The 21,604-nt window shown below is 59.1% G+C and carries 17 protein-coding genes and 1 tRNA gene; 9 read left to right on the top strand and 9 right to left on the bottom strand.

Annotated elements, in window-relative coordinates; genetic code table 11:
- The first annotated feature begins 18 nt into the window (after positions 1 to 18).
- Positions 19 to 939: a UDP-N-acetylmuramate dehydrogenase gene (gene murB / locus BW950_RS00480; RefSeq protein WP_076487329.1), complete on the top strand. Its 921-nt coding sequence runs from the start codon at positions 19 to 21 to the stop codon at positions 937 to 939.
- Positions 940 to 963: 24 nt separating this feature from the next.
- Here murB and BW950_RS00475 read toward each other — a convergent pair whose 3' ends face one another.
- A complete protein-coding gene (locus tag BW950_RS00475; RefSeq protein WP_076487328.1) occupies positions 964 to 2,496 on the bottom strand; it encodes a hypothetical protein in 1,533 nt (510 codons plus the stop codon).
- Positions 2,497 to 2,674: 178 nt separating this feature from the next.
- Positions 2,675 to 2,746: transfer RNA gene (locus BW950_RS00470), tRNA-Gly, on the bottom strand.
- Between the two features lie 161 nt (positions 2,747 to 2,907).
- Here BW950_RS00470 and BW950_RS00465 point away from each other — a divergent pair.
- The gene (locus tag BW950_RS00465; RefSeq protein ID WP_076487327.1) at positions 2,908 to 3,636 is read left to right on the top strand and encodes a copper homeostasis protein CutC; all 729 of its coding nucleotides are present in this window, start codon (positions 2,908 to 2,910) and stop codon (positions 3,634 to 3,636) included.
- 81 nt (positions 3,637 to 3,717) lie between these two features.
- On the opposite strand, the gene BW950_RS00460 is transcribed toward BW950_RS00465, so the two are convergent.
- Positions 3,718 to 4,191 (bottom strand): ASCH domain-containing protein, encoded by a 474-nt coding sequence (locus BW950_RS00460; protein ID WP_076487326.1) that lies wholly within the window; start codon positions 4,189 to 4,191, stop codon positions 3,718 to 3,720.
- Between the two features lie 355 nt (positions 4,192 to 4,546).
- Between BW950_RS00460 and BW950_RS00455 the strand changes: the two genes are divergently transcribed.
- The 3 genes from BW950_RS00455 (at position 4,547) to BW950_RS00445 (ending at position 7,418) form a co-directional block, all read left to right on the top strand.
- Positions 4,547 to 4,846: a hypothetical protein gene (locus BW950_RS00455; protein WP_076487325.1), complete on the top strand. Its 300-nt coding sequence runs from the start codon at positions 4,547 to 4,549 to the stop codon at positions 4,844 to 4,846.
- Positions 4,847 to 5,065: 219 nt separating this feature from the next.
- A complete protein-coding gene (locus tag BW950_RS00450; protein ID WP_076487324.1) occupies positions 5,066 to 6,181 on the top strand; it encodes a hypothetical protein in 1,116 nt (371 codons plus the stop codon).
- A 229-nt stretch (positions 6,182 to 6,410) separates the two neighbouring features.
- Positions 6,411 to 7,418, top strand: a complete 1,008-nt coding sequence (locus BW950_RS00445; RefSeq protein ID WP_076487323.1) for an adenylate/guanylate cyclase domain-containing protein — start codon at positions 6,411 to 6,413, stop codon at positions 7,416 to 7,418.
- On the opposite strand, the gene BW950_RS00440 is transcribed toward BW950_RS00445, so the two are convergent.
- Both BW950_RS00440 and BW950_RS00435 read right to left on the bottom strand, forming a co-directional pair.
- Positions 7,415 to 9,145: a MutS-related protein gene (locus BW950_RS00440; protein ID WP_159438692.1), complete on the bottom strand. Its 1,731-nt coding sequence runs from the start codon at positions 9,143 to 9,145 to the stop codon at positions 7,415 to 7,417. The genes BW950_RS00445 and BW950_RS00440 overlap by 4 nt on opposite strands.
- Positions 9,142 to 10,788, bottom strand: coding sequence for a MutS-related protein (locus tag BW950_RS00435; RefSeq protein WP_076487322.1), 1,647 nt, complete (start codon positions 10,786 to 10,788; stop codon positions 9,142 to 9,144). The genes BW950_RS00440 and BW950_RS00435 overlap by 4 nt, the downstream gene beginning before the upstream one ends.
- 212 nt (positions 10,789 to 11,000) lie before the next feature.
- Here BW950_RS00435 and BW950_RS00430 point away from each other — a divergent pair, with 212 nt between their 5' ends.
- The gene (locus BW950_RS00430; protein ID WP_076487321.1) at positions 11,001 to 12,077 is read left to right on the top strand and encodes a GGDEF domain-containing protein; all 1,077 of its coding nucleotides are present in this window, start codon (positions 11,001 to 11,003) and stop codon (positions 12,075 to 12,077) included.
- A gap of 80 nt (positions 12,078 to 12,157) precedes the next feature.
- Here the strand turns inward: BW950_RS00430 and BW950_RS00425 are convergent, their stop codons facing one another.
- From BW950_RS00425 to BW950_RS00415, 3 genes are read right to left on the bottom strand one after another with little or no spacing between them, the layout of a single operon-like run.
- Positions 12,158 to 14,305: a chemotaxis protein CheA gene (locus tag BW950_RS00425; RefSeq protein WP_076487320.1), complete on the bottom strand. Its 2,148-nt coding sequence runs from the start codon at positions 14,303 to 14,305 to the stop codon at positions 12,158 to 12,160.
- Positions 14,305 to 14,661: an STAS domain-containing protein gene (locus BW950_RS00420; RefSeq protein WP_076487319.1), complete on the bottom strand. Its 357-nt coding sequence runs from the start codon at positions 14,659 to 14,661 to the stop codon at positions 14,305 to 14,307. Before BW950_RS00420 ends, BW950_RS00425 begins: the two co-directional genes overlap by 1 nt.
- 9 nt (positions 14,662 to 14,670) lie before the next feature.
- On the bottom strand, positions 14,671 to 16,893 hold the full coding sequence (locus BW950_RS00415) for a methyl-accepting chemotaxis protein (protein WP_076487318.1): 2,223 nt from the start codon (positions 16,891 to 16,893) through the stop codon (positions 14,671 to 14,673).
- Positions 16,894 to 17,168: 275 nt separating this feature from the next.
- Here BW950_RS00415 and BW950_RS00410 point away from each other — a divergent pair, with 275 nt between their 5' ends.
- Positions 17,169 to 18,317, top strand: coding sequence for a GAF domain-containing protein (locus BW950_RS00410; RefSeq protein ID WP_083943610.1), 1,149 nt, complete (start codon positions 17,169 to 17,171; stop codon positions 18,315 to 18,317).
- 32 nt (positions 18,318 to 18,349) lie between these two features.
- Here the strand turns inward: BW950_RS00410 and BW950_RS00405 are convergent, their stop codons facing one another.
- Complete coding sequence (locus tag BW950_RS00405) at positions 18,350 to 19,591, bottom strand: GGDEF domain-containing response regulator (protein ID WP_076487316.1); 1,242 nt, start codon at positions 19,589 to 19,591, stop codon at positions 18,350 to 18,352.
- A 158-nt stretch (positions 19,592 to 19,749) separates the two neighbouring features.
- Between BW950_RS00405 and BW950_RS00400 the strand changes: the two genes are divergently transcribed.
- Both BW950_RS00400 and BW950_RS00395 read left to right on the top strand, forming a co-directional pair.
- The gene (locus BW950_RS00400; RefSeq protein WP_076487315.1) at positions 19,750 to 20,256 is read left to right on the top strand and encodes a flavodoxin; all 507 of its coding nucleotides are present in this window, start codon (positions 19,750 to 19,752) and stop codon (positions 20,254 to 20,256) included.
- A 327-nt stretch (positions 20,257 to 20,583) separates the two neighbouring features.
- Positions 20,584 to 21,498 carry a DUF7973 family transport facilitator gene (locus tag BW950_RS00395; protein ID WP_076487314.1) on the top strand — a complete coding sequence of 305 codons (915 nt, stop codon included), beginning with the start codon at positions 20,584 to 20,586 and terminating at the stop codon, positions 21,496 to 21,498.
- Positions 21,499 to 21,604 lie beyond the last annotated feature (106 nt).

Genomic DNA, 21,604 nt, shown 5'->3' with positions numbered 1-21,604 from the left:
ACATAGTATCCTCTGATAATGGCCAACCTACAGCGAGAACTGGAAAAATGCAACCTCGCCATACCCTTCTCCTCCCAAGAACCTCTGGCACCGTATACCACTTTTCGTGTAGGCGGCCCCGCCGAGGTGCTGGCGCAGCCCTCTTCGGAAGAGGAAGCTGCGCAACTTATCCGCATCAGCCAGGAACTGAAGGTGCCCCTCACCGTCCTGGGAGGCGGTGCCAACGTGGTGATCAGCGACAGGGGTCTGCGCGGAATCGTCCTTCACACGGGTCGACTCAACCGTATCAGCCAGGAGGGCGACCTTCTCCGGGCAGAAACGGGAACCTCCGTGAGCACCCTGGCCGCCGCTGCAGCAGACCGAAACCTGGCAGGGCTGGCTTTCATCTACGGCATGCCGGGCAGTGTGGGAGGCGCCGTGTGGATGAACGCCCGGTGCTACGGAGGGGAAATATCTCATGTCCTGAAAGAGGTCTCCTATCTGGCTCTTACGGGAAGCCAGGCCGGCACTCCCGGGGTCTACACCTCCCGGCCCGAGGATTTCTCCTACAAGCGATCTCCCTTTCAGGAGGGGAGCCGCCTCATCACGGGAGCAACCTTTGCGCTGCACCGGGGAGAGCGCTCACCCCTGTGGGAAGAGATGCGCCGCAACGAGGAAGACCGCCGCGCCAAGGGTCATTTCGAGGCCCCCTGTGCAGGATCCATCTTCAAGAACAACCGCGACTTCGGGGCTCCCAGCGGGCAGATCATCGACGAGGTCGGGTTGCGCGGCCTCCAGCGAGGAGGAGCCCTCGTCAGTCCCCGCCACGGCAACATCATTATCAACACTGGCAACGCCCGGGCCCGGGAGATCCGAGACCTGGTCCTGGAGGTACAAAGCCGGGTCCATCAGGCACGAGGCATTCTTCTGGAGCCGGAAGTACTTTTCCTGGGGGACTGATCTCCCGGGAACACCCTCCATCTCCTAAAAACGCCCTTCCAGGGTGATCGATCCGGTCAGCTCCCGGGGATCGTCGCGGCGAACATCCTGGTCCACCCGCACACGCGGTATAAACCGCCATCCCTTTCCCAGAGGAACTCCCGCATCAAGGGAACCGTACCAGTGGGCTGGTCCTTCCCGGGAATCCCACTGAACCCGTCCTGCGGCGCTCACCGAGAGAGACCGTCGGCGCGCGCCCAAAGGAGCCAGGAGAGAGAAAACTCCCGCCAGGCTGCGCTGATCGCGGCTATCACCTCCGCCCGACACCCGGAACCGGACGCCCCCGCCGGGCGAACGCAGATGAAGCCGGGCCTCGCCCCGGTAGAGGGTAGCGATTTCCTCCCGGGGATACTGCCGGACCGTGCCCGCCAGAGCGACCCGATCCAGAAAGGGAGCCCCGGCAAGGCGAAGTCTGCCCGCCGAGACCAGCCCGTCCAGCTCCTGCCGTTGCGGCCCCGGCTGCTCCTCCTGCCACCCCCGGGTCTCGGCCCACCGCACATGGCCTTCCAGAATCGTTGCGCGATGGATACTCCGATGAGCGGCCTCAAGGGAAGAGAACCGGGAGTAGCGGGGCCTCCCGCCCTCGACAGTCCGAAACCCCCTCTCGGCGGCCGAGACCCGGCCGGACCAGCGCAAGACCGGTGGCCCCGCCGAGGCCGAAGCGGTTCCTGCCAGGCGGGGAACAACCGTGCCTCCGCCCTGATAGCGCCACATCTCGATCAGTGCCCGGGGTCCCAGAGACCGTGCCCACAGCCCATCGTCGCCCGGTCTTCGCCGGCGATCCAGCTCCCAGGTGATCGCCTGGCGTTCGCCCTGAGGCTCCCTCAGGGGCGGCGAGGGAAAGAGCCACCCCTCCTCCACCAGAGGCCGAAGACGCTGCTCATCCAGGGTGACCCGCGACAGAAGAACCCCCACACGCCCTGCCGATCCTCCAGGCCACAGATCAAACCACCCCCGGAGACCCTCCGTCTGGTACCGATCCTCCCGGGCCAGATACCAGATATCAAGCCCCAGAGGAACAGCCCCCCCTCCAAAAGAGAGAGCCGCACCAAGGCGATCCTGAGCCCCCTCATGAAGGGCTGGAACGAACCGGGAATCCTCGGAAAGCGCTCCCCAGCGGACGCCCCCCGCTGTGGGATCAAGAAAACGGTGGTATATTCCCCTGCCCCTGATCGGTCCCAGAAGAAGCGGGCCAGCCTGGACCCCCATGGTCCAGGAGAGGTCCTCCAGGGGCGAGCGCAGGGATACCGACTTTTGCTGATACCCCGCAGGAGCAGCCTCCTCCTGCTGGAGCATGATCTCCGAACTGCCAAGACCGAACCAGCGAACCGGCCCCCAGGTCCAATCGAAACGCCCCTGGATGAGCCCTTCCTGATCCAGGCGCAACCGGACTTCACCGCTTCGAGGGACACTCTGCTGCTGTTCCCGGGCATGCCCTCCCGGGCCCGTCAGGGAAGCAAGAAAGAGGAAGATCGCCAGGCGGCACCACCGCTGAACTATCGGGTGTCGTGATCGCACGACCTGCAAGACCGGTTTTCCGAACCTGCCGCTTTGATCCCGGAGAAACTATCCCGGAGATACCCCTGCAACGAGCAGGTGTCTTGTGCGGCATGCAGACCGGAAGGAGGAGAACCAGGAGAAAAAGAACCAGAAAAGTGAATGATCGCGGAAGGCCCGAGGCGTGATCCCCGGGAAGAGCGAGCGATGGGAATCGAACCCACGTCTTCGGCATGGGAAGCCGAGGTAATAACCACTATACGACGCTCGCACGATACCGACACAAAGATTATCACGCCGATCGGGGGTCGTCAAGAAATCCCCTTGACTCGTTGACTCTTGACCTTGATCACGCTACTCCTATGATTGGCCCGAACTACCGGAAGATCCATGCCCTGACGGGTCCGGCCAAAACGAAACCGAGGAGACACCATGCCTGCTACCAACCTGCTTGAGATATGTGCTTTTAACGTTGAATCCTGTCGAATTGCCCAACGGGCCGGAGCAGCGCGGATAGAGCTCTGCGATAACCCCGTGGAAGGCGGGACCACGCCAAGCTATGGCACCATCAGGCAAGCCCGGGAACACCTTGATATCCAGCTCTATCCCATTATCCGGCCACGCTCGGGGAATTACTATTATAACGACGACGAGTTCGAGATTATCAGGCAGGATATAGAGGCCTGCAAGGATCTTGGTTGCGATGGTATCTCTGTTGGAGTTGCCACGATCGATGCGGAAATAGATACAGAGCAGATGAAGCGCATCGTTGAGTGGGCATATCCCCTGGGGGTCACCTGCAACCGGGCCTTCGACGGCACACCGGATCTGTTTAAAGCCCTGGAAGACCTCGTTCAGTGCGGGTGTGAACGGATCCTTACCTCCGGCGGGAAAAGCAGCGCCCCCGATGCGGCAGACATCCTCGCCCGGTTGGTGGAGAACGCGCGGGATCGCATCTGCGTAATGCCCGGGGCTGGCCTCAAGAGCAACAACCTTGCGGAACTGCGCCGAAGGACCGGTGCCGTGGAATACCACGCCTCGACGCGCACGGTTGCGCCCAATCCGCTGCGCTACATCAACACCCAGGTTCTCGATTACGGCGATGTCTACGTTGCGGACGAGGAAGAGGTTCGAAAAATGGTGGGAATCCTGTCGGAATAAGGTGGGTTTACCGGGTGGTTTTAACGGTACAACCAGGCGGACCTGGCGATATCCCGGGACTTTTTCGGGATGCCCCCTCGGTCAGCGGGGCTCCGGGAAGACCACCTTGAAGCGTTCCAAAACGAGCATCATCCCTTCATCGGGCTGTATTCCCACCTCTTTGCATTCAAGCGAAAAAGCATCCCAATGAGCTTTTTTCCACCAGGCCAGGGTTTTATCGCCCTCGCCCTCCTCTTCGGCAAAATCGGCAGTAACTTCGTTGTATCGACACTTCGATACGGAGGTGATCTCTATGATGCAGCGGGGCTCGCCGTCCCAATTGGTAACTACCTGAAGGCTCCCAACTTCCGGCAACGCTTCGCCTGCATGGGTGTACCAGTAGTCCATGGAGCAGGTTGCCCGCTTTTCTCCGCGAAGAATCAGATCAGCGCACAAATTTGCGTTGTACTCATCCGAACAAAAACAGTCGGCACAGAAGGAAGTATACCTTTTCGCATCTTCCGGGGGTAACGATTCGAGATATTTTTCCAAACAGGCCTGGCTTCGCTCTTCCATGTACACCTCCCTAACAGTTTATCAGGAACGGGCCCGTCTGTACCATCTCAGGCAGGCCCTGGGGGGGGGCAAAAACAAAATCGGGATTCACCGATAGGGAGTCAGGCGGGTCAGGGTTTACCTGCGGGAAATATATCGGTCGTCACCACCTGCTGCCGAGCCCGGAGTCTGGAGTCTGGAGTCTGGAGTCTGGAGTCTGGAGTCTGGAGCCCGGAGTCTGGAAAAATGTTTCGCCCCGAGGCTTGACAGGGTCGGCTTAGTTAGGGTACACAACTATTGTTAGTTAAGCCGAACTATATTGGCTTGCGACACATCAATTACCGTTATGCGGAAACGTCACAAGGAGGACGACCTTATGCCTGGAAAAAACCGAACCCTGTTTGTTGGAGCTCTTGTGCTCTTGCTGGTCCTGCTCTCTTCGGGAATTGCCTTTGCCGAAACGGTGCAGCCCCCCCAGACCGGAGAAGAGGCGCTCATCACAGCCGTGGAGCGTCTTGACGAGTGGAGAACCTGGGAGATTCGTCGGGAGCTTCACCGGATTCATCACCACCTGGAGTATATGCCCATCATGGTCTTTACCCACGTGGGTATCCTGCTTATTCTGGTAGCGTTCCTGGGTATCAAGATCAAGGAGATGAAGAAACCTCAATCCTGAGGATTCCCTTTCTCGAGACCGCGCGTGCCCTTCTCCGGGCGGGCGCGGCGTTCCTCTTCCCCCCAGGCCTGTCATGACGATCCTCTTCCAGCTACAGATCATGGCCGATTCAGCGCGTTAGAGGTCCCAATTATGTCCCAATTACGTTTTTGGCACGCCTCTTTGCTTTTCCGGGGCTAGGCTTTGTGTATGAACCAATACATATCAGGAGGGTTTGTCATGAACCAGGTAACAAAGAGGGGTTGGCGCGTGACGGGGCGCCTCAGAAATGCGGCCGTGATGGGAGTGGTGCTGGCGGCCATGATAACAGCGGTTGCCTGCGATACGGGAACCAGTTCGAGCTCGGGACCGCGACGCCAGGAGGTTCCGGCGCCACCGGAAGGGGTTGAAGAGGCGTCTCTGATCTCCGATATCAAGGCAGGCGGGACGATCGGGGTGATTCACTTTGTAATCGAGGCGCTGGATGAGGAGATGTCACAGCACACAGGGTCTGTGACGGTGGACCCCGATGGCGAGGAACTAAAGACGATTCTGAAGAATGGAGGCACCGTCAGCATAGAGTTTAACCAGTTCAAACCAACTACCCCTGATGAGGGATTTCCTCCAGACCTGAAGGGCCTTAAACTGGATGGAACGATCACCGTGGAGGTTTCCATCGCGGATGAAGAGCAATCCCTTACCCTGTCCACAAGCACGCCCCTGGAGACCGGACTGGAGGGTGATATATCGCACCTCTCTTTTGATGATGCACAACTGATTTTCACCAAACTTCCTTTGGATGGTCACGGCGAGGAACCGCGCGGAGGATCGGGACAGGTGCGATTTGGAAAAGACGGGACCTGGCACGAAATGTCAGGAATTGTCGATGCCCTTCGCGCAGTAAGCAGCACGGGAAACCTTATCGAAGGCATCCTGGTGAAGCGCGCGCAGGCTCTCATGGAAGATCCCTCCAAGGAGAGTGTAACAAAGGATTCCGCTGTCCTGGTGGAGTGGCTGAACCGGGAAGAGGGGAAGCTGGCGATTCATCTGGACGGGTTCCGGCCGGGGGACGGGGTAACACTCCGGGGACGTTTTGACATGACTATTACGACGAAAGACAATGGAGACTGGGAGACGATTGAACTTGATGGAGCCTTGACTATCCAGGGCCACTCCCTGGGCTATATCGGCTTTGGCGCCGAAGGCGCAGGAGGGTTAGTCCTGGGCGACCTCAAGGAAGATGCTATACCGGGAGAAGCCACGGGGTGGGTCATCACCGACACCAGAAAATATGATGCCGAGAAGTTGTTCCGTTTTGGCAGGTTCCTGGAAGATATGGGGATCATGGGCGACTGATTGACAGAGGCCATCCCTGGAGGGATGCGTGAGCGGGCGCAGGGGCGCCGCAGGCGGTGCGGCCCCGATGAGGGGCCGTACGGGACCCCCGAAGCACGCGACCCCGGCCGAAGGGCCGGGGGCACGCCCGGGAGAGGCCCGGGGTTTGCTTTGTGAATATGCCGATGTGCGGTGATTTTTTGTTTTTTCACCTTCCCGGGGATAGACTTGATCTTCGTGAGGAGGGGTCATGAAGTTTCTGCCCGGGACGAGCGAGACGGGGCGGCGTGCTACTTTTGCCCTGGTGCATTGGGTGTGGGTTCTGGCGGGGTTCGTCCTGGCCGGGGCTGTGGCGGCGGGGGTTGATTTCTTTTTTCCAGGGTTCCGTGAGGGGTTTCCCGGACGGGTTCTGGCTCCGGGCGCGGGGGTGCTTTTTTTTGTCTGCTGGTCGGGGGTGGTGAGTTTTCTTCATTTTCATCCTGTGGGGAGGATCGCCCGGGCCATAGAGCAGGTGATCCAGGGTGATTATGCCACCAAGGTGCGTCTGGGCGGGAGTCGCCAGTGGGAGCATCTGGGGAACCGGTTTAACCAGATGGTGAGGATTTTTCGCAAGAAGATTGCTGTGGAGAAGTATGTGTCCAGGTCCACGGCCCAGATGGTGGAGAGTCTCAAGACGGGGGAGTTTTCCACGGCTCCGCACCGCCAGGAGGTGTCCATTTTTTTCTCCGATATCCGGGGGTTCACGCGCTACGCCGAGCAGAGCGATTCCTTTGATGTTGTTACCACGGTGAACGAGATTTTCAATATCCAGGTTGATCAGATTCAGCGGTTCGACGGGGATATCGACAAGTTTGTGGGCGATGCGGTGATGGCGGTTTTTCCGAACCCGGGTCAGGCTTTTCGAGCTGCCTGGGAGATCCAGAAAAGGATGGGGGTTTTCAATAGTGGCCGCGAAGAGGTTCTTTCTCTTGGTATTGGCCTTCACCATGGCACGGGTGTGGTGGGGGCTGTGGGGGGCCGCGATTCCCTGGACTGGACGGTGATGGGTGATGTGGTGAACACGGCGTCGCGGTTATCGGCTTCCTGTCCGGGGGGCTGCATTTTTGTGTCCGGCGAGGCTCACGGGAAGATGCGGACGCGCCGTACGGGCCGTGCCACAACGCTTCACTTGAAGGGGCGCAGGAATTCCCAGGAGGTTTTTGTCTTTGGAGAGGAGTTCTGTCCCGGAGGAGAGTCCTGCGCTAAAGGCGAGTCCTAGGGCCGGGGTGCCGGCTGGTTTGCCGGCTGGTTTGCCGGCTGGGGTGGCGATGGCTCCCGGTAGCGGTTGTGCCAGAGGTCTTTTCCGAAGCTGGTCGAGAGGGGTTCTCCCGGTGTGACCTGGTAGGTTCGTCCTCCCTGATCGTCCCGGTGAGCCCGAAGAAAGACCCAGTCCGGTCGGTTCTGGTCGTGAAGGCTTTTTGCCAATCCATAGAGGTGCGTCACAAAGAAGAGAGTAATGTTCCTGTCTACCAGAGCCTGAACAACGCCCCGGGCTATCTCGGAACCTTCCCCCTCGTTGGTGGCGGCAAAGGTTTCGTTCAGGAGGACCAGGGATCCCGGGACCAGGGCGTCGGCGATCTCGCTCATGCGACGGAGTTCTTCGTCAAGTTTTCCGCTGTTCATGGTGTGGGCCTCTCCCCGCCGGTAGTGGGTAAACAGGCCGCGACAGAGAGAGCCCCGGAAGGTTTGGGCCGGGACAAACATTCCCGATTGCATCATGAGCTGGGCCGTGCCAATGCTCCGGAGAAAGGTGGATTTCCCCCCCTTATTTGCGCCGGTTACGATTACCAGGGTTGATCCGTCGAGGATCGCGTCGTTTCCCGCCAGAGGTTCCGCAAGTTGCACCGCCAGGGCGGGGTCGTAGAGCCCCGAGAAACGGTGTTCCCGCGGTTTGGGAGGGTCGCTTCCAGGGGGTATGGAGCAGGGTTCGCAGAGGGGCATGCAGAGGGGGTTTCCACCAGCTTCCAGGGCGTCTCGCAGGTTCAGGGCTCCCACATAAAAGGAGAGTTCTTCCCGGAGGCGACCCAGGAATCCCACGAGATGGTCAGCCGATTGCAGGAGAATGTGAGAGGCTTTGTTGAGTCCCCGGTTCTTGATTTCTTCGATGATGCGATAGCCTATTTCGTCTCCTTCGGCCAGGGAGAATGTATAGGGCGAGGGGATTTTCTTGCGAAGCCACCCTTTCCATCGTCGTTCCCGCCGGGGCCGCAGGAGGGAGAATCGGGTGCACCTGTTTCCCGGCCCCAGGGTTGCTCCCAGGAGGGTTCCCTGATCCAGCCGCAGGATTTTGAGCATGGACCGGATCTCTTCCAGGTATTCCCGGGGCAGCTCCTCCTGGAGCATTCCGAAGAGGTGCCGAAACCCTTCCGACCGGAAGTGGTCCTGCTCGGTCCGGGCTGTCCGGCAGAGTTCTTCCAGCAGGTTTGTGAAGGCTTCCATGGGCATCAGGGCGTTTTGCAGGACCGAGGCTGGCTGGGTGGAGAAGATTCCTTGATAGAGCCGCCCCTCTTCTTCCATCACTGCTCCGATCTGTTCATAGAGGGCGCGGACCACCTGGGGGTTCTCCAGGGTGTCGCGCATCACCTGCTGGCGATAGTGGATCGTTTCAAGGGTGAGGGTGTTCTGAAGGAGCTGGTTCTCCATGGTTTTTCGGATGAGGGGATCTCCCTGGGCCATGTGCTGCAAGAGCGGTTCCAGTTCCAGATCGCTCATGAGGTCATCCGTGCGGAGGTTCTGAGGCTTTGGTGCTTCCTGCCGGGGTGTCTGGCCCGGCCCATCGTGGCCCGGAGGCGCACTGCCGCCGGCAGTGACCGAGGTAGTTAAAGCGGCCGAAGTAGCCGGGGTGGCCGAGGTAGCCGAAGTGGTCGAGGTAGCCGAGGTAGCCGAGGTAGCCGGGGTAGCCGGGGTGGGCGTGTCATGGGGGCTGTGAAGGAGAAAGACTCTCATGATCCTATCCTTTGGCATAGTTGCTCGTAGGTTAGTCCGTACCGGGCGGCCACGGCGGCGGCGTAGGAGCGACCGTCTGCGGGGGCACGGATGACTCGAAAGGTGCGACTTCCTTGATCGGAAGGATCAATTCCCGCCACCAGGCTCACCAGACCGGGGGTCTCCTCTGCCAGATCGTCCAGGAAGGTGACCATCACCGTCAGGGCTCGCCGGGCACGGAGCTCTTCCAGAACATGGCGCGATAATTCCAGGGCGTCTTCCAGAGTTGTGGAGGAAAAGATCTCGTTCAAAACCACAACCGAGCCGGGTTGTGTTTGATCCAGGATCTCTTCCAGACGGTGAAGGTCGTCCTCCAGGGCGCTGCGAAGTTCCTGGAGGTTCTCTTCCTTTCCGAAATGGGTAAGAACCCGGGGGCTGAGGGGAAAGCGGGCTTCCCGACCGGGGACAGGGCACCCCAGCGCGGCCAGGTGGAACTGCTGTCCCAGGGCCCGGGCAAAGGTGGTCTTGCCTCCCTGGTTCGGACCGGTGACGACCAGAACCTGCTCCTCCGGGGAGAGGGAGAGGTCGTTTTCCACGGGTTTCATGCCCTGATCGATCAGCTCCCGGGCCAGGACCGGGTCGTAGAGACCCCGACAGATGATCCGTGGCGGCTCTTCCGGCTTGCTCCGGGGCAGGTCGCCGGCCTGGTGGTCCCCTTGCAGACTGGCCTGCTGCCGGCAGGATGAGGAGGGTTCACCGGCCAGGGGATACGCCAGGGGATACACCAGGGGATACACCAGGGGATAACAGAGGGGAAGCCCCGCCTGCCGCAGGGGGGCCAGATAGTCCTGATAGGCCAAATAGAACTGGATTTCCCGATCGAAGGTCTTTATTCCGGGATCGATGCAATCCTGAGCGGATGCACAAAACGATTCCAGGCGGGAGAAGGTTTCGGGGTGCATCAGAGCGACCCGGTCCAGAATCTGCGCTTCCAGGTGGTTCATCGCTCCCGAACCCTGATAGTCTTTCAGATAGTTTCGGGAGGTCCCCTGGCGAAACTTTTCAAACAGGTTGTACACCGGCCCTTCCAGCTCTTCCTCTTCCTGCCAGGGACGAACCTGGATATCGGGAGGGTCCAGAAGAATACAAAACCTGATAGCTCCCAGTTCCTGCTGCAGGGCTTCCTGACGGGCCGACAACTGCCTGAAGGGTTCGCTCTCGCGGTACGAACCAAGCCAGTCGCGGAACCCCTTCAGACCAGCCGACACGAGGGGAGCCTCCGCCAGGGTCCGGGCAAGCCCCTTCAGGGCCTCGCAATAGTCCGTGACCGAATCCAGGTACCAACGGTGCTGCTCTTTTGGATACGAGGCCGCCCGGCCCAGGGCCTGGTTGCGCCGCACCGCCCACAGCTGCCGCGCAAAGGCGTTGAGTCCCTGGGACAACCGGGGGTTCTCCAGATCCCGGAATACCTCCTGTCGGAAAAGCACTTCGTCGGGAGTGGTCAGGGGAAGCGCGTAGAGAGGTTCCAGGCAGTATTCTGTTTTGCCGGCTGTGATATCGGCCACCGCCCGGTGAAGGTTCAGGTCAACCAGGGTCTGGTGCGACAAGGCTTCGGCCCCGGTCTTTTGGTCCGCTTCGTTTTCAGCCCGGAGAATTGAACTCATACAGTAGGGACTCCTCGGGTGCGAGGATAACGGAAGAATCATCTTTCATCAAACCGGCCACGGGAAGGCCCGGTAAGCCCAGGGGGCTACGAGGGCCACGAGGGCCACGAGGGCCACGGGGATATCGCCCATAAAATTATTTTCCTGAATTCTTTTCCTCTTTTACAGGATTACTCTGGACAGACACGTCAAAGGGGGTATAGTTAGGAACCATGGTCTCTGCACAGAATACCGCCACGGAAGACCTCATTCGTCTGAGCTTCTTCACCGACATGGCCCGGGATATCGCTGCCGCTACCACTCTGGAGGCAACGCTCCAGCAGGTAATGAAGCATATTGGCAACGTCTTTGCCCCCCGCAACTGGTCGCTCCTGCTGAAAGACAATCAAACCGGGGAGATGGTCTTCGCCGTAGCGATCGGCGGCGAAAACGTCGCTGCCCTTCGGGGAAAGCGGCTTCCCCCGGGAACGGGGATCGTGGGCTGGATTGCTGATAACCGTCAACCTCTGATAATCGAGGATGTCTCCCGGGATGCCCGTTTCGATCCGTCCATCGACGAACTCACCAAGTTCAAGACAAAGAGCATCATCGGGGTGCCGCTGATTGCGCGGAATCGGGTCTTTGGGGTAATTGAACTGATCAACAAGGTCAACGGCGAGGCCTTCACCGCCCTGGATATGAAGGTGCTCTGCACAATCGCCGATTTTGCCGCAATCGCAATCGAGAAGGCCTATTATTTCAGAGCCCTCCGCCGGGCTGCCCTGGAGGATTGCCTCACGGGGCTTCAGAACCGCCGGAGCCTGGGGCGCACCCTGGAGCGGGAGATCCGGCGATGCACGCGAACAGGGGCTCCCCTGGCGGCCCTCCTGATCGATCTGGATCAGTTCAAGGCTATCAACGATTCCTGGGGGCACGCTGCCGGCGACATGGTCCTGCAGCACCTGGCCTCAATTCTGAAAGAATCGGTCCGTGAAACAGACTTTGTATCGCGCTATGGAGGGGATGAGTTCATCGTGGTCATGCCCGAGACCGATCAGTCAGGAGCAGCCGAGGCCAGAAGGCGGCTGGAAGAGGCCCTGGAACGGGGAAAGGGGCAGGCCCCCGTTCCCTACAGCGTCAGCATTGGCGTCTACTCCGGAACCCCGGCGTCACCGGAAGAACTCTTCCAGGGAGCCGATATCCACCTCTACAGCGAGAAAGACCGGAAACGGGAAACGAGCCTGGACGAATTGAGCGAGCACATCATCGAGTTTATGGACGAGGCCTGCTCCAGCGAGCGCTCTTCCTGAAAGAGCGCTTCCTGAAAACCTGGATCCTCCCGGGATAGGAGCCCGCACCAGCGGTCCCCCTTCGTCAGGCTCGGCAGACCTCACCGGGGTGCATAGAGCCCCGTGATCATCCGGGGCACGTCCAGAATAAAGGAGATACTGCCGTCTCCCAGGATGGTGGACCCGCTGATCTCGGGAACGGTGCGGACCGCCCCGTTCAGGGGCTTTATCACCACCTGACTTTGCCCCATGATCTGGTCAACCACGATTCCCGCCCGTTGTGATCCCGAATCAACCACCACCACATTGGCGATGTCGGGAACATCTCCTCCCATCTTCATGTGTCTGCGCAAGTTCACCAGCGGCAAGGGATGTCCCTCGTGGTTTATAACCTGCTGTCCCTGACCCAGCAGGGCCGGGGCATCGCGAAGGATAAAACATTCCTTCACATCGTTCAGGTGGATGGTGAAAAACTTCCGGTCCAGACGAACCAGGAGGCTGTCAATGATGGCAAGGGTGAGGGGCAGACGGATTGTGAAGGTAGACCCCCGGCCCTGCTCGGACTCCAGGAACAGTTGCCCCGACAAACGCTCCACTTCGGTGAGAACTGCGTCGGTTCCAACTCCCCGGCCCGATACCGAGGAGACCTGATCGGCCGTAGAAAACCCGGGAGCAGCCAGGATCGAGAGAACCTCCTCCATTTTCAACTCCGCCTCGGGAGGAAGAACACCCCGCTCGACAGCTTTTTTCCGAACCTTCTCCAGATTGATCCCCCGACCATCGTCGCAAACCTCTATCTGCACCTGGGACCCTACGTACTGGGCCCGGAGCAGGATCTCTCCCACAGGAGACTTTCCTGCAGCAACCCGTTCCTCGGGAGATTCAATCCCATGATCGACACTATTGCGGATCATGTGCACCAGCGACGACTTGAGAACATCGATCACATTCTTGTCCAGCTCCGTGTCGCCCCCTTCTACCTGGAGATCCACTTTTTTACCCATATCCTGGGAGATATCCCGCACCAGTCGCCGAAAGCTTACAAAGGTGTCCTGGAGCGGCACCAGACGCATCTCCATAATCCCCTCGCGGAGATCTCCCGTGAGGAAGTTCAGGTTCTCCGCGATAGTGTTCAAAGCGGGATCTTTCAGCTCCGAGGCCCGGCGAAGAAGCCGTTCCTTGAGCGTTACCAGCTCACCCACCAGATTAACGGCGCTGTTTATTTTGTGATCGGGAACCATCAGGGACGAGGACTGCACCTTCTGTTGATGTTTCTTGTGCTGATCCTTGAAAAAGTTCTGAGCCTCCAGGGAAACGGCCACATCGCTTTCCCGTGCGTAACCCTTCTCTATTGCCAGCTCTCCCAGGCGCTTGTTTTTTTTCTGTTCTTCCAGAAGTTTTTCCACGTGCTCTTCCGAGAGATTGCACCGTCTCTGGAGAATCTCACCCAGCCGTGGCGGGTCATCCCCTTCCTCCACAAAGGCCACGGGCGTCACCTCCACGGCGCTGTGGGCCGCAATAAAGATGAACACCTCCTCCACGGTTTCCTTCACCGCCGTGGAGGAAAGGAGTATATCGAAGTCGATATAGCAGTGGGTCGGTTTCAGCTCCTTCCAGGCAGGAAGACGACGATCGTTGGCGAAGATCAATAGCTCGCCCAGCTCGGCCAGTTCCCGAAAGAGCGGGATCACGCTATTACCGCTCTGGAGAGCCGACTCCTTTGGCCGGAGGCGGATATGAAAGACCGTTAACGGGCCCTTTTTCCTCTTTCGTTGATCCTGCTTTTCCAGACCGGGCCTGCCCGACCCGTCTTGCAACGCCCCGCCCCGGGAAGAATCGGGCGAGGCCGATCCCCCGGCAGCCTCCGCCAGGGGGGGCTGCTCCTCTGTCCTGGAGGGGAGGAGATCCAGAATATCCCTCCATCTTCCGGTGTCGGCCCTGCAATCCGGATCGTCCAGCATGACCTCTATCCGATCCAGCCCCTCAAAGGATGCGTCGATGATCTCCTTTGTTACCTGGAGCGCCCCCGAGCGGAGTGAATCGAAGACGCTCTCCATGACGTGGGCCTGTTCCGATATGTTCTCAAACCCGAACATACTCCCCGATCCCTTCATGGTATGAACGTTGCGGAAAATCCGATTCAGCAATTCCTCGTCCCGGGGATTCTCTTCAAGGGTAACCAGATCCTGCTCGAGCTTTTTCAGAAGCTCCCGTGTTTCGATACAAAAGGGTTCGCTGGAAAAATCCATTATGTTCTGTCCTCTCTCTGTCCGCCGGGCCGGGATGATCCTTCCCCGGCGGGTCGGAAGAACTGGGTGCACCCCAACTCATGAAGAGCCTCCTCAAAGACAGCTCCCGCCGCAGAGGTCAAGTCGAGCGGGATCGAGCGGGCCGAGGCCTCCCGCACCAGCGCAAGAAGGAGCTGGACGAAGGGAAGCTCTGCAAAGGTGACGCCCCGGGTATCTACCCGGAGCAACGTGCCCTCTTTCTGATCCAGAGCTTCGCCAAGGATTTGGTAGAGCTCGTCCACATCGCCGATTGTCACACCGCCCTGAACCACAACCGTCCGAAGACCATCCTGGTCCTGCATTTCAACCTTTGCCATATAACACCCCTACATATCCTCAAACTCAAGATCGATATCGTCGGGCAGCCCCTTGCCTGTATCCTGGGGAAGGGTTATCCCCGTGATCCGGGGTACCTCCCGGGACTTATTTCCGGCCGGGGGTGAAGCTTGTGGCCCGGACGGGCTCAGTGGGCCAGAAGACGAGGCCCTGCCGGAAGCACTCTCTCCGGCCGCCCCCGGTCTCGGGAGAGTGGTTCTCGGGGGTTCTGTTTTTTCGGCGATCCCGGTTTTCCCGGACCTGTCGGGTTTTGCCGGCCTGTCGGCCGGCCCGACATCGGTATCAGTATCGTGGCCGTCGTCACCGTCAGCACCGGTATTGAAAAAGGAGATCGCCGCCTCCAGCGCGCGGGCCTGTTGCAAAAGCCCCTCCGAAGCAGCCGCCAACTCCCCGGTTCTGGAAGTTTGCTCCTCGCTTGCCGAGGCAACTTCCTCGGAAGAGGCTGCAGTCTGCTGCACTACCTGGTCCAGCTGGAGAATTGCCTGGTTCACCTGCTTTGCCCCGACGCTCATCTCCCGACTGGAGGCGCTTATCTCCTGCACCAGCTCCGAGGTTTTCCGGATATTGGGAACGGTCTCCTCCAGAAGACGGCCGGCTCCTTCGGCAACCTTCACCGAGGAGATGCTCAGCTCACTGATCTCCTTGGCCGCTTCAGCGGAGTTTTCCGCCAGTTTTCGTACCTGCGTAGCGACAACAGCAAAGCCCTTTCCGTGTTCACCCGCCCGGGCCGCCTCGATGGCGGCGTTCAGAGAGAGCATGTTTGTCTCCCGGGCAATATCCTCGATGATGCTGATTTTTTCAGCAATCTGCTTCATGGCCAGGACCGTTTCTCCCACGGCAGCCCCGCTCTGCTCGGCGTTTATCGCCGACTGGGTGGCAATCTTTTCTGTTGCCTCGGCGTTGTCAGCGCTTTGCTGGATATTTGAGGTCATCTGCTCTATCGAGGCCGAGACCTCTTCCACCGAAGCGGCCTGCTCCGAGGCCCCCTGGGAAAGCTGCTGGGCGGCACTGGCCATCTCGCCTGCACCGTGGGCAGTGTGATTGCCGATAGTCGTAAGGCTGCTGCTTCCGTGGGCAACCTTCCGGGCTGAACCCTTCACCTGAAGGACCACCTGGCGCAGGCGCTCCTGAAGGGAATCAAGGCCACGCGCCAGAACACCGATCTCGTCGGGCCGGCTGGCCGCTTTCGGATCTCCGGCGGAATCAAGGGAGCCCTGGGCAAGCTCCTCCAGCCTTTGGGCAGCGCTTCTGATCGGCGCGGCGATACGCCCTGCTACAAGAACCGTGGTTATCACCACACCTGCCAGCGCAAGGATCACCGCTCCAACGATCACCCAGGCCAGACGATATACGGGAGCGTTGATATCGGAATAGGGCAGGAAAAAAGCAACACTCCAGTTGTTTGAACCCGGGATGGGGGCAAAAATACCGTGATACCGTTCTCCCAGGGGATTCCGGAAATCCCCGGCACCGGCAGATCCTTCGGTAATCCGGCGTCCAATCGTCTCAAGTCCCGGCCAGTCCGGTGCGTCCAGCGTATTCAGGTTCATAACCAGCGCCGGATCGGGATGGCCGATCACCAGGCCGGCCCCATCGACGATAACACCGTGGCCAGCCTCTCCAAAGTTCATTCCCCGGGTCATCTCCACTATGGCGTCCAGGGAGACCGCCGCAGCCAGCGCGCCCTGGAGCACACCGCGATCATCGCGAACCTCCTGGGCAATCACGGTGATACCGTTTCCCGTGGTGGAGCTCACCAGCCCGTTGTCGACATAAAACGAGGCGCCTCTCTTCAGGATGGCCTCGGCGTAATCGCGGTGCATGAGGTTTCCTGTGTAGGCAGCGCTATCCACAAAATCGCCCTGAAGATCCAGGAAAAAGTAATCCTCGTATTCTTCGGGCCGCCGGTCATGCCGGGCTATCAGGGTGTCCGTGACTGCCTCAAAATCTCCCCGAAAAAACTCGGGCGACGCCGAGACCTGGCGCAGGATCTCCCGGTTTCCCTCGATCCATCGCCCCGCCTCGGCTGCGCGGGCAAGGACAATCTCCTGAACCAGTTCGTCCACCGTTCTTCGTTGGGCGCGTCCTCCCTGCCACAGCAGGAAAGCACCCATAAGCAGGAGCAACAGGGCCGAGACGCCTCCGAAGAGAAAAATCATCCTGCCCCGCAAGGTCTGCAGACCGGATACCCGATATTTTTCCTTTTCCCTCATAACAGCTTTACCCTTTCTGTTGATTCCTGTGTTGTAATCCTGTGTTGAAAAATCTTGTGCACAGTAAAAAGTATGAGACAAGACCGGCCTGAACGCAACGGCCGGACGAAACTCCCCCGAAGTTCCCTATCTTTGCATCGTGGTGGCGGGAAAGCCGTTGTGTGCAGGGAAACCCGTGGTATAATATTGGAATCCGCCGGGTTCATGCACGGTGGAGGTCTGCAGGCGTGGCTGGTCTGCAGATGATGTAATAATAACACTCCGGGAGGCCGCCTGTGGAATCTTCACTATCTCGTCCCTGCTCCAGCGACAGGGTGAGCGCTGTTTTGGAAAAAGTTCTGAAAGCCCATCAGGAACTCTTGTCGGAGTCCCTGCCCGAGGGGGCAATCGGCGAAGCTCTGGGAAGAGTGGGCGAAGCCGCTCACGTGGACCGGGTCTACGTGTTCCAGAATCACACCTCCCCGGAGGGCGTTGTCTGTACGTCCCATCGCTTTGAGTGGGCAGCATCGGGGGTCTCCCGCGAGATCGACAACGAGACACTCCAGGATCTGCCCCTGCGGGAATCCGGCTACGGCCGCTGGCTTGATCTGTTTCTTGAAAACAAGCCCGTCTTCGGAAATATCTGCGATTTTCCCGCTCCCGAGCGTCCCATTCTGGAGGAGCAGAAGATCAAATCGCTCCTCATTCTTCCTATCTTTGCCGAGGGAAAACTCTGGGGGTTTGTGGGTTTCGATGACTGCACCGACCAGCGGGAATGGTCTGCGACGGAGATAGATCTTCTTTTTTCACTTACCATCGTCCTGGACAGAGTCTTTTCCGGAGCAACACTGCTCGCTTCCGAATCAGCGACGATGGAGCTGATCGCCTTTATCGGACGCATGCGGGAGATCCACGTCACCATGTTCTCCAGCTTTTCCGAGCAGGAACTGGCCGAGCGCACCTGCGCACGAATCAGTTCGCTGGTTCAAGCCTACCGTTTCTTCAGCACCCGCCCCCCGGCCCCCCAGGTGGAGGTGAAGGATCTCTTTGGAGCGATACAACCCTTTTTTGAGACCCTTCGCGACGAGAGTGTCGCCCTGGGAGTTCCCCTGCCGCCTCTGGAGCTGGAGATCGAGGCCTTTTGCCTTCCCTTGGCCCGGGCCCTGGATCTGGTCCTTACGGTAACAGAGGTCCTGGCCATCCTGGGGCGATCGAGGGAGATCGACGGGGCAAGCCTGACCCTGAGCATCGCCCTCACGGACAACCATCACCAGGGAGAACTTGCCGTGTCTGCCCGCAACGAGCCCCCCTCCGGCTCTTCCCACACCTTTGCCCCCGACGGAATGGCCTTCCTTATGCTCCGCCCCCTGCGGGAGCGGCTTAGGGCGGTGGAAGCCCCCCGGAAGTGTCCCGGGCAGGTTTTCAGGCTGATTTTCCCGGTGTAGCCCCAAAGCGCCCGACCAGCCTGTGGCAGCGATCACCCCTCGATGCGGTTCTTGCCCTGGTGCTTTGCCCGGTACAGAAGCGCATCGGCCCGCGATACCAGGACCTGGGCGCTCTCCTTTCCGTCAAAGGCGGCCACGCCGGCGGAGACGGTGATTCCCGATCCCTGGAAGTCATGATCGGCCAGGACACGCCGGAGTTTGTCCGCAACCACCCGGGCATCGTCCAGATCGGTTTCGGGGAAGATTGCCAGAAACTCTTCCCCCCCGTAACGCCCCACGATATCGCACTTGCGGAGGTTTTCCTCCATAAGCCGGGCGATCCCCGCCAGGACCTCATCGCCCTTTCGGTGCCCCTGGGTATCGTTCACGCCTTTGAAGTCATCCACATCGATCATGGCGACCGAAAGCTCGCGCTGATACCGCTTGGCCTTGGAAATCTCCTGCTCCAGCCGATCATAGGAATAGCGGTGGTTGTACAGCCCCGTGAGGCCATCCGTTACGGCCAGCATCTCCAACCGTTTTTTGAGCTGGTAGGACCGGACGTTTACCTTTATTCGGGCCATGAGTCCCGCCGAATCGAAGGGTTTGTGGATGTAGTCGTCGGCTCCGGCGCCCAGAATGTTCGAGAGCGACCGCTCTCCGCTGAACTGGGACATGCTGATAATGATCGCGTCCTGATGCTCCTGGCGGATCAGCGAGACCAGATGATCCCCGGAGATGCCGGGAAGAACGATATCGCAAATGTAGAGATCGAAAGGATCCTTTTCCTGGAGGAGCTTTTCGGGGTGATCGAAGAGGGTCACCGAGGAAAACCCGTTCATGGAGAGGATGCGCGATACGATCTTGAGCGTTACCTGGGAGTCGTCCACAACGGCTATCTTGAGGGTTCGCATGAAACGGGAGAGCTCATCGTCCGAGGCCAGCGTCTCCAGATACCGGATAAAGCGGTCTTCCGAGAGCTCGTTCTTGAGCATATACTCCACCACACCCAGCGAAAAGAGCCGCTCCCGCTGCTCCAGGGAATCGGTCGATGTAACAACAATGACGGGAATATCCCGGCTTGGCGTACCGGCCATGGCGGTGATAAGTGATTCCGCTCCGCCATCGTCGAGTTTCAGCGCCGTGACAACCAGATCGATTTCTTCCTGAGCCATCGTCTCGAGAGCGTCCTCTTTGGTGGGCACGCTCACCACGGAATGGCCGCACCGGGTCACCAGCTCCCGCATTACCTTCCTGAAAAGCTCGCTTCTGTCAATATGCAGTATCCTGAGCATAAGCACCTCTCGCTGTGGGGTTCTACCTGTCCGGGAAAGTATACTCCAACGGCACAAAAAAATCTCCTCGCTGATCCCCGGGGTGCCGAAAAAACCACGAAGTTCCTATTGATTAATTTTGTTAGGCATGATTAACTAGAGCACGAAAGGAAACAGGTATGGCAAAGACATTGATTGTATTCGGCTCCTCCACGGGCGCCACCGAGGATGTGGCCCGGTCGATCGCACAAGCCCTGGAAAACGCCGACGTTGTGAACGTCACCGACTGGAATGAGGACTCCCTGAAGGAGCTGGGGTCCTTTGACCTGATACTGCTGGGAGCCTCCACCTGGGGAATTGGCGATCTCCAGGACGACTGGCATGTGAAGCTCGGCCTTCTGGAACAGGCACCCCTGGCGGGGAAAAAGGTTGCCCTCTTTGGCACGGGAGATCAGGAAAGTTATCCCGACTCTTTTGTGGACGCCCTGGGAATACTGGCCGAGGCAGCAGAACAGGCGGGAGCGACAATCATCGGCCAGACCTCAACCGAAGGCTACACCCACGAGGAATCCCGGGGGGTGCGGAACGGTCTCTTCCTGGGGCTGGCCATAGACCAGGACAACCAGGCGGAGCTCACCGAGGAGAGAATAGCCAACTGGATTTCCACGATTAAAGCCGCCGTCTAATCCACGGCTTGTTTGTTTGTGTCGGCTCACCTTTTCGAGGGGTCCAGCACCCGGACTGCAACTCCCGGGGCCAGGACCCCTCGATCCTTATCCGCCCATTTATCATTTTTTCCCGCCTCTCGCTTTCCCGCATCTTACTGGCGCCACCGGCCTCACCTTTGGCCACGATACCGGCGTAACGTGAAAACGACATAATTTGACATACCACATACTGGCGATTCAAAAGAAACTTTTTTGTTGACGATTGTTACAGGTAGCTCTACAATACATACGGTCGAAGAAATTCTTCGGTGCTGTGGTTTACATCTACTTAATAAGGAGCAGGAAATGGTAGAATTTGGTTTGTGGGATCCTGTAGTTTTTCTCACCGCTTTTGGTGGAGGACTGTTCGGTGCATCGATCGGCGCTCTGCCGGCCTTTATCTTTACCGGTATCATGGTCATTGCCGGTGAGATGCTGGCAATAAACGGCGGGGTTGACTGGGTAACTGGCGGAATCGCCTTCGGTACGTTCTTTGCACCCAACATCGCCTTCGGTGGTGGTGTGGCTGCGGCAGCTTTTGCGGCCAAAAAAGGCATGCTGGACAACGGAAAAGACATCGCCACTCCCCTGATGACCTTCGGCGTAAAGAGCGATTTCTGGCAGGTCCTCGTGGTTGGTGGTATCTTCGGAATCATCGGTCACATCATCAACGCTTCTCTCGTCACGGTTGGGGCTCCCACCGATACGATCGCCGTTGGTGTCTGGGTAAGTGCCCTTATCGCCCGTCTGGCCTTCGGAAACACCGGCCTTTTTGGCAAGCACGACGCAAGCGTCTCCCCCAGCCGCATGGCTCTCGCAGAAGATCGTTCGAACGCATGGCTCCCCTTCATGAGCCGCCCCGAACTCATCTTCCTGGTTGGTATCAGTGTTGGTATGGTCTCGGGATGGATTTCCATCCTCACGGGAAGCGCAGTCATCGGTTTCGGTATCGCTGCATTCTCCCTGATCTTCCTTGAAACCAAGGGACCCATGCCGGTAACGCACCACATCGCTCTCCCCGCAGCCCTGGCCGCTCTGGCGGTTTTCGGAGGCGGAGCTCCCGTACTGGTGGCAGTGCTGGCGGCAGGACTGATCGGTGTTATCTCTGCCTTCCTGGCAGAACTCCACACCCGGTTCTTCCTGGTTTGGGGTGACACCTTCATTGATCCCCCGGCCTTCGCCATCTTCGTCATGACAACCGTTGTAATTCTGGTGTTCTAAGAAACTCCTTTCCGGTTACATCGGGAGCGGCCCGGCACACAGCCCGGGTCGCTCTTTTTTTGTGCCCCGAATCCCGGCAGGCCCGCCGGCGGCCCACCGTCGTCAA

This window comes from Alkalispirochaeta americana (assembly GCF_900156105.1).
Lineage (GTDB): Bacteria > Spirochaetota > Spirochaetia > DSM-27196 > Alkalispirochaetaceae > Alkalispirochaeta > Alkalispirochaeta americana.
The sequence above is the reverse complement of the archived record's forward strand: the minus strand, read 5'-3'. Positions and strand labels throughout refer to the sequence as shown.

Coding starts and splice junctions, on each gene's coding strand:
- murB (WP_076487329.1), top strand. CDS start 19: ATGGCCAACCTACAGCGAGAACTGGAAAAATGCAACCTCGCCATACCC.
- BW950_RS00465 (WP_076487327.1), top strand. CDS start 2,908: ATGCCTGCTACCAACCTGCTTGAGATATGTGCTTTTAACGTTGAATCC.
- BW950_RS00460 (WP_076487326.1), bottom strand. CDS start 4,191: ATGGAAGAGCGAAGCCAGGCCTGTTTGGAAAAATATCTCGAATCGTTA.
- BW950_RS00455 (WP_076487325.1), top strand. CDS start 4,547: ATGCCTGGAAAAAACCGAACCCTGTTTGTTGGAGCTCTTGTGCTCTTG.
- BW950_RS00450 (WP_076487324.1), top strand. CDS start 5,066: ATGAACCAGGTAACAAAGAGGGGTTGGCGCGTGACGGGGCGCCTCAGA.
- BW950_RS00445 (WP_076487323.1), top strand. CDS start 6,411: ATGAAGTTTCTGCCCGGGACGAGCGAGACGGGGCGGCGTGCTACTTTT.
- BW950_RS00440 (WP_159438692.1), bottom strand. CDS start 9,145: ATGAGAGTCTTTCTCCTTCACAGCCCCCATGACACGCCCACCCCGGCT.
- BW950_RS00435 (WP_076487322.1), bottom strand. CDS start 10,788: ATGAGTTCAATTCTCCGGGCTGAAAACGAAGCGGACCAAAAGACCGGG.
- BW950_RS00430 (WP_076487321.1), top strand. CDS start 11,001: ATGGTCTCTGCACAGAATACCGCCACGGAAGACCTCATTCGTCTGAGC.
- BW950_RS00425 (WP_076487320.1), bottom strand. CDS start 14,305: ATGGATTTTTCCAGCGAACCCTTTTGTATCGAAACACGGGAGCTTCTG.
- BW950_RS00420 (WP_076487319.1), bottom strand. CDS start 14,661: ATGGCAAAGGTTGAAATGCAGGACCAGGATGGTCTTCGGACGGTTGTG.
- BW950_RS00415 (WP_076487318.1), bottom strand. CDS start 16,893: ATGAGGGAAAAGGAAAAATATCGGGTATCCGGTCTGCAGACCTTGCGG.
- BW950_RS00405 (WP_076487316.1), bottom strand. CDS start 19,591: ATGCTCAGGATACTGCATATTGACAGAAGCGAGCTTTTCAGGAAGGTA.
- BW950_RS00400 (WP_076487315.1), top strand. CDS start 19,750: ATGGCAAAGACATTGATTGTATTCGGCTCCTCCACGGGCGCCACCGAG.
- BW950_RS00395 (WP_076487314.1), top strand. CDS start 20,584: ATGGTAGAATTTGGTTTGTGGGATCCTGTAGTTTTTCTCACCGCTTTT.